Annotated in this window: 10 protein-coding genes; 2 read left to right on the top strand and 8 right to left on the bottom strand. The window is 35.2% G+C overall.

Annotated features, from left to right (window positions below):
* Nucleotides 1-243: 243 nt before the first annotated feature.
* A complete protein-coding gene (locus tag F6K27_RS02265) occupies nucleotides 244-930 on the top strand; it encodes a response regulator transcription factor (protein WP_287273158.1) in 687 nt (228 codons plus the stop codon).
* Between the two features lie 217 nt (nucleotides 931-1,147).
* On the opposite strand, the gene F6K27_RS02270 is transcribed toward F6K27_RS02265, so the two are convergent.
* The 4 genes from F6K27_RS02270 to F6K27_RS02285 form a co-directional block, all read right to left on the bottom strand.
* Nucleotides 1,148-1,270, bottom strand: a complete 123-nt coding sequence (locus F6K27_RS02270; RefSeq protein ID WP_287273159.1) for a hypothetical protein — start codon at nucleotides 1,268-1,270, stop codon at nucleotides 1,148-1,150.
* Between the two features lie 292 nt (nucleotides 1,271-1,562).
* Entirely contained in the window at nucleotides 1,563-2,999 is a 1,437-nt protein-coding gene (gene hemG, locus F6K27_RS02275) for a protoporphyrinogen oxidase (RefSeq protein WP_287273161.1), read from the bottom strand.
* Nucleotides 3,000-3,341: 342 nt separating this feature from the next.
* Nucleotides 3,342-3,578, bottom strand: a complete 237-nt coding sequence (locus F6K27_RS02280; RefSeq protein ID WP_287273163.1) for a DUF2811 domain-containing protein — start codon at nucleotides 3,576-3,578, stop codon at nucleotides 3,342-3,344.
* Nucleotides 3,579-4,310: 732 nt separating this feature from the next.
* Nucleotides 4,311-5,873: a cryptochrome/photolyase family protein gene (locus F6K27_RS02285; protein ID WP_287273165.1), complete on the bottom strand. Its 1,563-nt coding sequence runs from the start codon at nucleotides 5,871-5,873 to the stop codon at nucleotides 4,311-4,313.
* Nucleotides 5,874-6,718: 845 nt separating this feature from the next.
* Between F6K27_RS02285 and F6K27_RS02290 the strand changes: the two genes are divergently transcribed.
* The gene (locus F6K27_RS02290) at nucleotides 6,719-8,800 is read left to right on the top strand and encodes a HAMP domain-containing sensor histidine kinase (protein ID WP_287273167.1); all 2,082 of its coding nucleotides are present in this window, start codon (nucleotides 6,719-6,721) and stop codon (nucleotides 8,798-8,800) included.
* A gap of 565 nt (nucleotides 8,801-9,365) precedes the next feature.
* Here F6K27_RS02290 and F6K27_RS02295 read toward each other — a convergent pair.
* From F6K27_RS02295 to F6K27_RS02310, 4 genes are all read right to left on the bottom strand, one after another.
* Nucleotides 9,366-10,373, bottom strand: a complete 1,008-nt coding sequence (locus F6K27_RS02295; protein WP_287273169.1) for a Gfo/Idh/MocA family protein — start codon at nucleotides 10,371-10,373, stop codon at nucleotides 9,366-9,368.
* Nucleotides 10,374-10,770: 397 nt separating this feature from the next.
* Nucleotides 10,771-12,258 (bottom strand): SulP family inorganic anion transporter, encoded by a 1,488-nt coding sequence (locus tag F6K27_RS02300; RefSeq protein WP_287273171.1) that lies wholly within the window; start codon nucleotides 12,256-12,258, stop codon nucleotides 10,771-10,773.
* A gap of 363 nt (nucleotides 12,259-12,621) precedes the next feature.
* Nucleotides 12,622-12,765: a hypothetical protein gene (locus tag F6K27_RS02305; protein ID WP_161564447.1), complete on the bottom strand. Its 144-nt coding sequence runs from the start codon at nucleotides 12,763-12,765 to the stop codon at nucleotides 12,622-12,624.
* Nucleotides 12,766-12,918: 153 nt separating this feature from the next.
* Nucleotides 12,919-13,254, bottom strand: coding sequence for a CU044_2847 family protein (locus tag F6K27_RS02310; RefSeq protein ID WP_124144357.1), 336 nt, complete (start codon nucleotides 13,252-13,254; stop codon nucleotides 12,919-12,921).
* Nucleotides 13,255-13,537 lie beyond the last annotated feature (283 nt).

Genomic DNA, 13,537 nt, shown 5'->3' on the forward strand with positions numbered 1-13,537 from the left:
AAAAAAAATGTCTAAAGAAAAAATTTTTAATTTTGTTCTTGTATTAGATTAAATAAATGAGTATAATCAACTAATTTGCTAATTTAGGGTTTAACTGATTGTTTAGTTATAAGCAATCATCAAAACTATACTTTAGCTTGAAATATAGAACAACTTTTCCACTTTTTTTCAAAATATTGCTAATTCTTAATTGAAAACAGCAATTTAGTTATATCGTACTTAGTTTATCCTGATATTTATGTCATGGCCCCTGTAAAGATCCTTGCGGTTGATGACGACCCAGCCATCCGAACTTTAATTCATCGGTATTTGAGCCAACAAAACTATCAAGTAGAGTCTGCTGGAGATGGTAAAACAGCTCTAGAATTATTCAATAAATTTTCACCAGACCTAGTAGTGTTAGATGTAAACTTGCCTGATACAACAGGATTTCAACTGTGCAAAAAAATGCAAAGTAATACAAATGTATTTGTGCTAATGCTAACCAGTCTTGCAGATGAGGATAGTAAATTACACGGTTTTAAAGAGGGTGCAGATGATTACATCACAAAACCTTTTGGTTTAGTAGAATTAGGCGCTCGTGTCGGAGCTATATTAAAACGTCAAAGATTAGTTTCCAACTCACAGCCAGAAGGTATACAATTAGGAAATCTGACAATTGACCCTCACGGTAGAGAGGTTAAAATTAATGGAGAATTAATTGCTTTGACGGCCTTAGAATTTGATATATTATACTGCCTAGCAGGTAAACCTGGCCGTGCTTGGAAGCGATCAGATTTAATCCAAGAAGTCTGGGATTATGAATATATGGGAGATGAGCGAGTAGTTGATGTCCATATTGGTCAAATACGGAAAAAACTAGAGAATAGTAATGACAATTCTCCAAAGATCAAAACTGTTAGAGGTATTGGCTATAAGCTTGATGTTTGATTTTGATAGTCATACATACATAGTTTTATAAGAAGGAGAATATTGTCAAGGAAAAAGATAGATTTGAACAAATAATTTCACCAGAGGTAAGGGTGTGAGGGATAATAGAGAATTTTGCCACGGAAGTCACTCCGCATCTATGAACCCACAATCAAAATGAACCACGCGTTTTTCCATCAAAAGCTTAAAATTCAGACAACGTAAGATAATTCTTCCTTTATTTCTTCCTTCTTACTTCTGGTATATTTGACATCATCCCGACGTTGCGCATGGCGCGACAACGCGGGATTCCTAAACCTCGTAGATTAGAACTTTCTGCTTCTAACGCACCTGCCTCCAAGGTCTTTCCCCCTTTCTGGTCTAAAGGCGCGCTCCACAGTACGTCGCCAATCCGACGGCTCCCCTAGACACTGCTAGCCCAGTAGCCTTATTTAATCCTAACACACTATTGGCAAAACCACAAAATTGATTGGTTTTCCCATAGGACGCTCCCCTTTGGGAAAGCGCGGGTCTTCAACCAACGTTGAGATCAATAAAATAATCATTCAATTCTAGTATTTACAAACAGAAAAATTAGAATTATAGCAGTCGAAGCAAAGAACTAGTTTCATCGAAATTAAAACTCTAGAATATCAAGTCTGCAAACCTTGATAAATTTCAGTCGCTACTTCTGTGCCACGGCGAACACAATCTCCCAAAGCTATACCACCAATATAATTACTGCATAGATATAGACCAGGCAAAGATTTTAAGCCATTATTAATCCGTTCCAATCTAGAATTATGGCCTAAATTATATTGAGGAATAGCACGAGACCATAAATGCACCGCGAGAACTTTTGGTTGTTCAGCATCCTGTTTTAACAAAGTTTGACAAAGATCTTGATGTACCTGTTGCACTATCGCTTCACTATCTAACTGAGCAATTTCCGGGTCTGTTGCACCACCAATAAAATTAGTAAAAATTTGCCATCCTGGAGGTGTCCTACCAGAAAATAAAGTAGAAGACCAAATAGTACCTAGAGTCCGGATACCTTGACCTCTAGGAATCAAATTACCAAAACCGTCTATCTTAGCCTTAATAGAAGTATCAGGATATGCCAAGACTACACAGGCAACAGTAGGATAATAAAACTCATTAAAGATAGAAGCAATTTCAGGTTGCAAAGTTTTGAATAATTCTGCACAAACACGAGCAGGAGTAGAAAGAGAAATAGTACGAGTTTCTATTTGCTCAGGACCATTGGGAGTAGAAAATTCTGCTATGTAAGTTTGTTTTTCCGTCCGACGAATACCAATAAGATGCCAATTTAATTTAACTGCTTCTCCTAAATAAGAAGCGATCGCTTTTGGTAATGCCTCCAAACCACCTCGAAAAGAACCCAATTCTCCTGTTTTAGTTTTAGGAATATTAGGGTCGGGAGCAACCTTGAACTTACGATTTTTTTTAGCAGACAACAAAGCACCAGCTAAAAGTCCACCTCCCAAGTCAGCCATTCGAGCCACTTTAGCAAAAGCAGCAGTAGCACTCAGTTGACTAGGGTCTCCTGCATAAACACCAGAAACGAAAGGTTCCACCAGTCGCTGCATCACTTCAGCACCAAGATGTCTCTGGAAAAATTGAGATACAGTTTCTTCTCCCCCTTGCTCTGACAGATCGCCAATAGCAGGTGATACAAAACCCAAAGCACCAACTAAGGCGCGTAACTTACCAGCATCACTCAGTAACTTAGACTGTAGCATAGCTGTTGGACTCATGGGCACTGGTAATAATTGACCATTCCAATAAACATAGCGAGGCAGTTTGCGATCGGCAAAGATTAAATCCTGCTTTAGCCCAACATCTACAGCCAACTTTAAAAATTCCGGTGTGGGAGAAAAACTATTCGGTCCTTCTTCCCAAAGAAAGTCTCCTAAAGAGACTGTTGTGATATTTCCGCCTACTCGATTTTGGCTTTCAGCAACTAAAATCTTTAAGGGGGAATTATTACCTAATTTTGTCAGTGCATGGGCTAAACTTAACCCACTAATACCTGCGCCAACAACTAAGACATCTAAAACTTCAGTCATTTGTTTGCTAAAAATTTAGTTCTACTATAGTTTCAAGTTTTAGTATTTCACCATAGCTTTGTCATTTAAACTACTTTAGTTTCAAAGTGTGATACTTTTAGCTCAATTCTGATTTAACTAAGGTAGTGGGAAAATGTTTCAGACTTGCATTAGTTGAAAATAGTACAAACTTATTTCATCTTCCTACTAATCTACCTCCCTATTACCTTCGTATTTCAAAATTATTCTCCGTATCGAACTTTAAAATAACCCTACTATAAAGCAGAGCTTAAGCCATATAACAATTTAGTAATTTAGAATACATTAGTATCAGCAGCAAAGAGAGGTTCAATATATGCACCACTAAATGCTGCTTATATCATGATGTTGGAAAAGAGTTTCTAGGTAAACCCTAGCAGCTTGCCGATAACAAAGGGACGTTTCTGGTGTACTGCTATCTCCATTCTGTAACAAGAATAGTGACAAAGCTGCTGAAAATACACGGTCTTGATCCCAGTCAGGGTGGGTTTCTAAGTAGGTTTTAAGAGATTCATGGAGTGCTTCAGGAATTTCGGCCAAAATACTAACGCTTAAGTTCATGTTTAAGTAAGATTATCTGTATATTTTTTCTTCTTCATAGTCCCTAGTTGTGGCCATAAACCACTGACTTTGAACTACCAATGTCGCACTATTGTGTACTAAGAGGGGGTATGGTTGTCAATGTAGAGAAATGTTACAACAGACTTTCAATAAATAAAAGATTTACGAAATAATAGGTATTTCAAGGCACTTTTTGTTATAAAACTTTATGAAAACTGGTTAATATGAAGCTGTTTATTCCCCACTGAAAAAATCCCCAATTCAATTGCAAGAGTATTATGATGTCGTTAAAGTCTGTGGAAAAACCTGTTTAATCTGTGGAAAACATTGAACTTGCTTGTGGAAATGCTGTGGAATCTATGTGGAAAATTATGGTAAAAAATAAGAATTCTGAACTCTTTGCTAAAGTCAAATTTCAAAAGTCAAAAGTCATATAGCGCTACGCGCAAGGCAACAGGCAACAGGCAACAGGCAATAGGCAATAGGCAATAGGACAATACAAAAGGGTTTCAGCTTTTATTCATGTCCTAACCTTTATGCGTAACGCTATATCGCCAGTTTTTCCCTTTTGGCCTCTGGTATAGCAGAAGGAAGAAGGAAGAAGGAAAAATCTTGCGTTGTCTGAGTTTTAAGCAATTGAGATGTCAAATACAGTAGACCTCTAGCAAAAGTGTTAATTAAATCAATTCAAGACTATGAAATCAACAATTTTATCTCCCTATTCCCTACTCCCTATTGCCTATTCCCTATTCCCTGACTTCTACAAGAAGTCTTTTGAGAGTGCCATTTTTCTGCTTTTAGATGAATGTTTTCTAATTCCTCAGAGTCTATTTTATCTAAGTTAGCCAAAACAAAGTTCATACGACCCTGGGATTTAAGTTTATCCCGATGTCTGGCCAGAAAATCCCAATAAAAATAATTAAATGGACAAGCTGGTGAATTATTGCCCTTGTCTTGAGGTGATGTAACTCGAACTTTCCAGTCGTAAACACAATCTTGACAATAATCGCTCATTTTGTTGATGTAATTTGCAGAAGCAGCATAAGGTTTTGATGCCAGAATACCTCCATCAGCAAATAATCCCATTCCCAGAACATTAGTTTGCATGACCCAATCATAAGCATCAATAAATGCTGCATGAAACCAATTTTCTACTTCTTGAGGAGAAATACCAGAAATTAAAGCAAAATTACTTAATACCATTAAACGTTGAATATGATGAGCATAACCTGTATTTTGTACTTGAATTAGAACTTGATGTAAACAATTCATATCTGTTTTATTGGCATCCCAGAAAAACTCTGGAAGTGGTTGATTATGGTTAAACCAATTAGACTGGGAATATTCATCATCCATGAGAAGATAAACACCCCGCATATATTCTCGCCAACCTAAAATTTGCCGAATAAAACCTTCCACACTATTTAGTTTTAATTGTTGATTTTGATCAGCTAACTCTACTTTTTTAATTACTTCTAAAGGATGTAGCAAACCAAGATTAATATAGGGAGAAAGTAGAGAATGCCATAAGGTTTCTTCCCCTGTTACCATAGCATCTTGATAATCACCAAAATTAGGCAAACTATTTTGAATAAAATTGTCTAGTACTTGCAGTGCTTGTTGACGAGTTACCGCCCAACGAAAAGGCTCTATTTCTCCATATTTAGTAAAATTCAAGTCTTTAACTTGATTAATAACTTCTCTAGTAATTTCATCTGGTTGAAACCATAAAGTTTGTGGTGTATTTAATTTGCCTTTGGGATATTTGCGGTTTTCTTTGTCAAAATTCCATTTTTCTCCTACAGGTTTATTTTGATTCATTAAAATTTTTAAACGTTTACGTCCTTCTCGATAAAAATATTCCATTAATAAGCGTTTTCTCTTTCTAACCCATTCCTTAAATTCTGTTTCATGCCAAATAAACAAGTTATTAGGAATTATTGTAAGATCGCAGGGGATTTGGAGATTTTTAATGACTTCAAGAAAAGGTTTATCATTGGGTTTCATTACCCGTAGTTCAGTAATTTGATTAGTTTCGACCCAGTGTTTAAGTGGTGTTTCAAAATCTGTGGATACTGTGTGTGTAACTTGCCAACCTGCTTGACGCAACTCAACGGCAAAATGACGCATAGCTGACCAAATTAAGACCAATTTTTGCTGATGGTATGGTCGAACTTGGATATGTTCTAAGGATTCAATCATAATCACAAAAATGTTATCTTTTTCAGTGCAACTTTGAAGAGCTGCTTGATTAATATTGATTTGGTCTCCTAAGACCCAGATTCCTATATTCATAAATAGGGGGTTGCACATTATGGAATGATATTACCAAAAATTAGTTTAGACTTTAACTAAAAAAACTATTAATTAGTCATTCTAGCAATTATCAAATCCAAAATCCTGTTCATCAAAAATATAAAATCATTCGTCACTGTGCAACGCCATAAATAGAGTTCGTTGAATTTGAAATTTTTAGAGATGTTTTTCACTAAATTCAAGATTATGACTATCAACTATATTTATTGAACAATTCATCAAAATACTTGTGATGATAAATAAATTTCATTGACGAGGAATTTAAAGTTAAAAAAAATGATTTGTTTCAGAGTATAAGATTAACTATCAAAAACAAATCTACAAAAAACAAATTAAAAGTGTATCCATAGAGGTGACAGAACCAATCTTATTTAGTACATATTTACATCATTATTTATTTTTCTTTTATTCTTCGTTATTTAATTCTTAGCTTTACTATTGTGGTATTGTTTTTTTGAATTGGTATAATATGGCAGCCACTAAAGATATCTTTTATAATAAGCAGAACTACATATAAAAAAATCTATGAACAATATCTAGCATATATAATTTGAAATGTAAGTAGTTATGCGATTAAAGTTAATTTGTATTAATGGCAAAATCTCAAATTTTTTTTAGTTTAGAACTTTTATATTGCCTAGGCAATATTATCAAATGCGGTATACCATAAAAGAGTTAATATATAAAAAACTAAAATCAAATTAACTGAAGTCTGATAAGTTCCATATTCATAGATAATAATTATAGTTTTCGGAGATCCTCAGAAATAAAAACGCAAATAATTGTCAAAATTGTTGCAAGTTGCAGCTTAAGTAAAAAATCTTATGATTAAGCAAGTTCAATCCTCCTTTCGTAGGATTCTGCTGTCGCGAATTTTACTACTTACTGTACCAGTATTAATACTAGGACAGTATATCATCTACAGAAAAGCACGTTCTACACTTCTAGACACTGCTCGTCAAAATCTGAAAGAAAGCGCAGACAGAAAGGCCGAAGATATTCAACTTTGGGCTAAATCTTTAGAATCTAATCTAATTAATGCTAGCGAAAGTTATGTACTTCAATCTGGTCAAACTGAAGAGTATCAAAAATATGTTGAGCAGTTATACCAAATGTTACCAACTCAGGTAAGATGCGTTCAATTGAGTAACTTACAAACTTCTGAGATTATAGCTAATACTTGTGATGATGAATCAATAAATTCTCCATCACTAAATATATGGCCTGCGCAGCACAGACAGCTAATTAGAGAGATGTCTAATGTTGATATAAGTTATATATGGCCAGAACAGTTAAACTCGGATAGTTTCTCAAGTGATGATACAGTTGCTCAGAAAAAACAAGTTAGCTTAGGTTTGAGTGTACCAGTATATGTTGCTGAAGGTAGTGAAAGACAATTGCGTTATGCCTTAAGCATTAAGTCGGATTTACCAATGCAAACAAATCGCAGAAGAGGTTCACTGGCAGGTTCAACTGTAGTAATTAATTATAAAGGTACAATTTTAGCTAGTCCAGATCCTGATAGAGTAGGGCGTAATATTTCTGATGGACCAGATGCAGAAAGACTAAAACATATTATCAGAAATGCACAGGAAGGTAGAAAAGATTTTATCCACATATTCTCTTTTGAAGAAATAGATATTTCAAAAAAGAGTAATAGTAATCCTCTGAGAGAATTTATTGATGAATTTAAAAAGATATTGCCTGAATTATTGGGACTCAAATTATCAGCAGATGATGAATTTTTAGTAGGATATGCACCAACTTCTAGTCCTGTAGACCGTGATGATGATCAAAAGTGGATTGTTTTAGCTATTACACCTATAGACTTTGCTTTATCTGGTCTTAGACAAGTTCAAAAGGTTCTAATTATTCTGATTTTTGGTTTAGTTGGTGCTAGTGTTATGGCAACTATTTATTTGGCTCGCGATTTAGCTCGTCCTTTGGAAAAACTTAGAGATTATGCTCTTGCTGTCAATGATTTAGACTCTCCCAATAAAGTACCTATAAGTCTAAGAATTCGTGAATTTAATCAATTAGCAATTGCATTGGAAAGTATGGTCTATAGGCTTAAAAGATGGGCAAATCAATTAGAAGTTACTTCTAAAGAAGCTCAAGTTGCTAACCAGTTAAAAAGCGAATTTTTGGCTAATATTTCTCATGAATTAAGAACTCCACTCAATGGAATTATTGGCTCTATTCAATTGATTGATGATGGATTTTGTGATACGAAAGAAGAAGAAAAGGAGTTTTTGAAACAAGCTAATGATTCTGCAATTCATTTACTAGGAATTATTGATGATATCCTAGATATTCGTAGAATTGATTCAGAAACTTTATCGATATATTTGCAGGATGTCAATATTGGCAAATTATTACACGAAACAATAGATTCATTTAGAGAATATATTAAACAAAAATCTTTATTATTAAAACTAAATATTCCTGAACAAGTAATAATTGTTAATGCTGACCAAGAAAAGTTGAAGCAAGTGTTTGAAAATGTTATAAGTAACGCAATTAAGTTTACGGAAAAAGGAAGTATTAATATTTGTCTTATCCAAGAATACAATAACTTTATTGTTGCTGAAAATACAAATAATTTATCTGATAATTATGGTGGGAAAGAAAATCGGGTTTTAGTTAAGATTGAAGATACGGGAATTGGTATTAATCCAGAGCAACAAGATAAACTGTTTCAGCCTTTTGTGATGGTAGATGGTACAAAAACGCGTAAGTTTGGAGGAAATGGATTAGGATTAGCTATTTCTCGCGGTCTGATGGAAATGATGAATGGCAGTATTCATCTCTATAGTGAGGGAGTAGACCAAGGAACTACAGTTGATATTATTATGCCAATCAAGAAACAACAAGATATTCAAACTGAAATGCAATTAAATTCTTAGAGTTAATTAAACATTGCAGAAAGAGGGTAGGAGTCAGGAATCAGGAGTTAGGAGTTAGGAGTCAGGAGTCAGGAGTCAGGAAAAATGGGAATTACAGAGGATGTAGTTGGAATAATTGTCCCTTAATTTTTCTGTCCAACTCTTGCACAAAATGCGCTCCATGCATGAGCTTTATTGACCGAAAAGCTGGCACTTTTTTCAACTTAAGAAGGCTGAAACTTTTATATGTCAATGCTTTGATAGTTAATTAGCAGAGCAATAATTCATACCAAATTGATAAATGTTTGCTACAAATATCTAGGGTATTTCTTAGGAGTCAGGAGTCAGGAGTCGTATCGGAATGTCTTTAATACCATTTTTTAGGGCGTAAACTATCTTTTTAGTCAAAGGGGCATTTCCTATAAAGTTTTTTTATCGCTCTTACTATTCGTAACATTCTTTTTTCAAATTGGTATAACATAGGCGCAATGACATCTTTGATAATTAGTACCTCAGTAGCGTATAAATTATTCTGATGTTTACTTATCCCCTGCTCCCCTGCTCAAAAAAATGTAGCAAACATTTATTAAACTGGTATTACTTTTCCTCCTTGCTCAAGAGAATCATTTAAAGCACATAAGATTCCTACTAATTCAGCACCCACCCAACCAGAAGAAATTTGTGAAGCAGTATTCTGACGAATACAATTTAAAAATTCATTGCATACTTGACCTAAAGGTTCAGCTTTGGCGATCGCTAAAACTTCCCGACTGACACCTACTGCTTTCCAGCGATTATTTTGCTCTTCTAAATGACCGTGCTGAATAACTAAAGGTGCATCTGCAGACATTTCATCAAAAATCAATGTTCCTTGAGTACCTACTACTCCTAAACGACGTTGTTTATCAGGATTTAGCCAACATAAATGTAAAAAAGCTTGAAAACCACTAGGATAAGTAAGTTTAGCCATCACTAAATCTGATTGTGGGGGTTGTTGAGGTAGCCAAACCGTGCCATTTGCTTGTACTTCCACAGGTCTTTGATCGAGCCAACTGTTCAAAATACAGATATCGTGAATTGCTAAATCCCAGAGAGAATCTACATCTGGACGTACAGGTTCAATATGAGTGCGTGTAGCGTACCCATAGCGTAATTCTCCTAATTTACCTTCTGCTACGATAGTTTGACCACTTTGGACAACTGGATTAAATAAATAAGTATGATCGATAAAAAGTTGACGTTGTTGTTGTTCAGCTAATTTGCATAATTCCACTGACTCTGAATATTTAAGAGTCAAAGGCTTTTCCGAAAGAACATGATAACCTTTTTTCAGAGCAGCACTAATAATTTCGTAGTGGGTAGAAGCAGGAGTAGCGATCGCCACTGCTTCTATTCCTGGTAACTCTAAAGCTTCTGTCCAATCTTCTAATAATGCGATATCTTGGTCCAATTGCAAGCGTTTTTGAACTGCTTGTAACTGTTCTAGGTTAGGGTCTACTATGGCAATAACACGAGATTGAGGATGATTGCAGAAGTTACGAATTAGGTGAGTTCCCCAACGACCTGCACCAAATATAGCAATTCCTATTTCCATTAGTTTTGATGTAAAAATATAGGTGATTCTATCAGAGTTTTTTCACCCTATCATATTGATGCTAATATGGCAATTATAGCAGGAAATAGGGAATAGTAAACTTCGGTGCGGAAAAGCTCCGCTAACAGGGTTGAGAAATGTCAAACACCTTAATGCGTAGCGCTATAGTATTCAATTAATTCGTGTTAATTAGACATCTCCAGAAAAGAGGGAACAGGGAACATGATATAATTGATAATTTATGGATAAGAATTGATTTTATTTTTTATTTTCACCAGATGTCTATTATTCTTATGTTTACTTCTCCCCATCTCCCCATCTCCCCATCTCCCCATCTCCCCATCTCCCCATCTCCCCATCTCCCCATCTCCCCATCTCCCAGCGCACAGCGCTATATCTAATGAATAACCCGTCCCTCTTTAAAAATAGTTTGTTTACTAGAATGAGTAGTCAAACGGTCTAATAAAGTTGCACTCGCCTCATTCAAACCAATTAAATGTACTTTAATACCCCGTCTGCGAAAACGTAGTACAACTTTATCTACTGCATCTACAGCAGATTGATCCCATAAATGAGCATGAGTTAGGTCAATAGTTACAGATTCTATATGTTCGCGGAAATCAAAGGTGTTGAGAAAATTTTCCACAGAAACAAAAAATACTTGACCATTAACGCTGTAAATACGCTCAACACCACTTTCTTTTAAATAAGAGTCAACGAAAATCAGCGCAGCAATTTTACGACTGAAGAAAATTGCACTCAACGCCACTCCAACAACAACTCCAATAGCTAAGTTATGAGTCAAAACTGTCATAAACACAGTTGTCATCATCACTGCTGTTTCACTCTTGGGTACTCGACGAAGATTGCGAATAGAATCCCAATGGAAGGTGCTTATAGAGACCATAATCATCACTGCAACTAAGGCCGCCATGGGAATACGCGCCACCCAATCATTGAGCAGAATAATACAAACAAACAGAAAAATGCCTGCACTCAGAGACGAGAGTCGCATCCTTCCACCAGACCCAATATTAATCATCGACTGACCGATCATCGCACATCCTGCCATTCCACCAAAACATCCGGCGACAATATTAGCAATTCCTTGTCCTACTGCTTCCTGATTTTTATCACTAGAAGTATCGGTGAGGTCATCAATAACATTAGCTGTTAAAAATGATTCTAGTAACCCCACTAAAGAAAGTGCTAAAGCATAAGGCAGAATAATATCAAGGGTTTCAAAGTTGAGCGGTACTATTGGTAGGGCAAAACTAGGTAGAGCATCGGGCAATGTTCCCATGTCTCCTACAGTGGGTATGTCTAATCCCGTAGTTAGTGCGAACCCAGTGATGACAACAATAGCAACTAGAGGAGAAGGTATTACTTTGGTGATGCGAGGCAACCCGTAAATAATACCTAATCCTGCTGCTACCATTATATAAACCCAGATAGAAGCATCTTCAAATTGAGTGAGTTGAGCATCAAAAATTAATATTGCCAGAGCATTGACAAATCCTAACATCACCGCTCTAGGAACAAATCTCATTTGATTTCCTAACTTAATCCATCCTAGAAAAATTTGCAGGATACCTGTGAGAATAGTGGTTGCGAATAGATAATTTAAACCATAATCTTTAACTAAGCTTGTCATCAGCAATGCCATAGCTCCGGTTGCTGCGGAAATCATTCCTGGCCGCCCACCTAAAAAAGCTGTAACTATGGCAATACAAAATGAGGCGTACAATCCTACTTTCGGATCGACACCAGCAATAATAGAAAAACCAATGGCTTCAGGAATTAAGGCTAAGGCGACTACAGCGCCTGCTAATAAATCTTTTTGGACATTAGAAAACCAGGCTTGTTTTGTTAATATATCTTTCATTTTCTCCCAATTTTTAGCACAATAACAGTTAATATTTTTCCCTGGAAGTCATACCGTTTCACGGAATTCAAAAGTCAAAAGTCATGCATTATGATTTCATAGTTCAAAACTTTGATTCTTCAGTAATTTCAGCAAATTATTCGACATCTAAAGTTTGAAACTATTTGTAACATTCTTTTTTAAAATTGGTATCAAAGGCACATTTTGCTCCGCGAAGAGTCTGCAGTTAGGTGTGGTATGTTAACCTAATTCATCATATCCCTAAGTAAATTAGGTAAAGTAATCAAATTAGACAGATTTATGGGGAAATATTTGCTATTAATCACTTTTCTAATGTGGCAATGATTATTAACTTTCATCTTGTCATGGCGAGGGAGTATTATTTACTAATACATTCTCTTTTCCACCCACATTTTCAACAACATGGGCACAAGTTAGAAAATCAGTATAATTTTGCTCCCGATAAAAAGGAAACCCAGTACCAATAACATTTGCTTTATTTGTCAATAGTACTGGTAATTAAAACAATAGATTATTCTAAGTTACTCATTCTCTGATACCTAATCCTGCTATGATAGTAGAGTAACAATTGCAGAAAAATAAATGTCTAAAGTAGCCAATCTAGCTCTTTATTGATTTAATTATTCTTAGCTTTTTAATCTACTTTTCAAGGCTGATTTTCTCTGATTTTTTCGGTTTCAGCACTAATTTCACTGTTAAATTTGTACCAGCTTTTCCTTTTGGAATATATAGATTACCTCCCCCTTCAAAGTTAAGATCAACTTCCACCTCAGCTTGTTCAATTTCCAAATCTTTATTAATTTCTTGCCAAGTCTCAGTAATTGGACGACTAATATTTATTAATATAGGTTTAACTTTAGCAAAACTAGATTTAACTTGTTTAATAACATTAGTAGAAATTGGTTTTGCTTCATTCTCTGGAACTTCTGCCTCAACCAAAATCCCATCTTCTAGTTTAATTAATCTGGTGGCCATATATGTTTATTACTGAATCTAATTGCTATTCTATTCAAGCACATTTCAGTGATTTTCAGAATAATAGACATCTCCTCCAAAAGAGGGAGCAGGGAGAAATAATTGATGTATCTATTGGGATGATTGATTTTATTTTTTATTATTGGAGATGTCTAATGTATAGATATAGAAAAACTAAACTTGGTTACTACTAATTATTATTGGTGTGTTGCAACAAACCCCACAGAATTAAATACTACTTGGGTTTAAATCCCCGACTTCTAGCTTGTTGTTTAATTTTAGG

The sequence above is a fragment of the Okeania sp. SIO2F5 genome (assembly GCF_010692685.1).
Lineage (GTDB): Bacteria > Cyanobacteriota > Cyanobacteriia > Cyanobacteriales > Microcoleaceae > Okeania > Okeania hirsuta.

What these genes read in the sequence shown, in the direction of transcription:
- F6K27_RS02265 (WP_287273158.1), top strand. Translation starts at nt 244, where the DNA reads ATGGCCCCTGTAAAGATCCTTGCGGTTGATGACGACCCAGCCATCCGA.
- F6K27_RS02295 (WP_287273169.1), bottom strand. Translation starts at nt 10,373, where the DNA reads ATGGAAATAGGAATTGCTATATTTGGTGCAGGTCGTTGGGGAACTCAC.
- F6K27_RS02290 (WP_287273167.1), top strand. Translation starts at nt 6,719, where the DNA reads ATGATTAAGCAAGTTCAATCCTCCTTTCGTAGGATTCTGCTGTCGCGA.
- hemG (WP_287273161.1), bottom strand. Translation starts at nt 2,999, where the DNA reads ATGACTGAAGTTTTAGATGTCTTAGTTGTTGGCGCAGGTATTAGTGGG.
- F6K27_RS02310 (WP_124144357.1), bottom strand. Translation starts at nt 13,254, where the DNA reads ATGGCCACCAGATTAATTAAACTAGAAGATGGGATTTTGGTTGAGGCA.
- F6K27_RS02285 (WP_287273165.1), bottom strand. Translation starts at nt 5,873, where the DNA reads ATGAATATAGGAATCTGGGTCTTAGGAGACCAAATCAATATTAATCAA.
- F6K27_RS02300 (WP_287273171.1), bottom strand. Translation starts at nt 12,258, where the DNA reads ATGAAAGATATATTAACAAAACAAGCCTGGTTTTCTAATGTCCAAAAA.
- F6K27_RS02280 (WP_287273163.1), bottom strand. Translation starts at nt 3,578, where the DNA reads ATGAACTTAAGCGTTAGTATTTTGGCCGAAATTCCTGAAGCACTCCAT.